The organism is Prevotella sp. LCP21S3_D2, from assembly GCF_052118345.1.
Lineage (GTDB): Bacteria > Bacteroidota > Bacteroidia > Bacteroidales > Bacteroidaceae > Prevotella.
Genome location: NZ_JBQKHJ010000096.1, coordinates 1 through 570, shown reverse-complemented (window position 1 = coordinate 570; position 570 = coordinate 1). Strand labels below are relative to the sequence as shown.

At 54.9% G+C, this 570-nt stretch carries 1 protein-coding gene; it reads left to right on the top strand.

Going from position 1 to position 570, the window contains the following annotated elements; translation table 11 throughout:
* A partial coding sequence (locus tag ACTQ16_RS16760; protein WP_441938570.1) for a BT4734/BF3469 family protein occupies positions 1-570 on the top strand: 570 nt, incomplete at both ends.

The window sequence follows — 570 nt, the reverse complement described above, 5'->3', positions numbered from 1 at the left end:
GACTGGTTGTATCTCAAGAGCGTGATTACCTCTAGCCCTGAGCTTCGAATGATGACCGAGACTTACCGCAAGCGTCTCGCCATCAGCAAGCAGTTTGCCGACCAGTACAAGCCTGAGATGCCTGCCATCACGGTTTCGGCACTCATGGACGGCTACGGCAGACAACTTGCCGACTTCCTCAAACCTACCTACATGTTCCAGCTCGACTTCGACCATGTGAAGAAGGAAGATATGGAGCAGCTTATCCAACTGGTGAGAAGCGACAGTCATACGATGGTAGAGTATATCACCGTGAGCGGCAGGGGATTCAGAGTGTTCTGCGCCTACCGTCCAGTGGATGACGACGACATCAGCGTGCTGGAACTCTTCGATGCCGTGCTGCAGAAGGCGATGGCTTACTACACCCAGCTCCTGGGTATGGCTCCCGACAAGCAGTGTGTTGACATCACCCGATGCGCAGGTCTTGCCTACGACCCGGATGCCTATTTCCGTTGGGATGCCGAGCCTTTTGCCTTGGGACCGAAGGACCTGAAGCCCCTCTACACGAAGAAGGCGTTGCAGGCGAAGTAT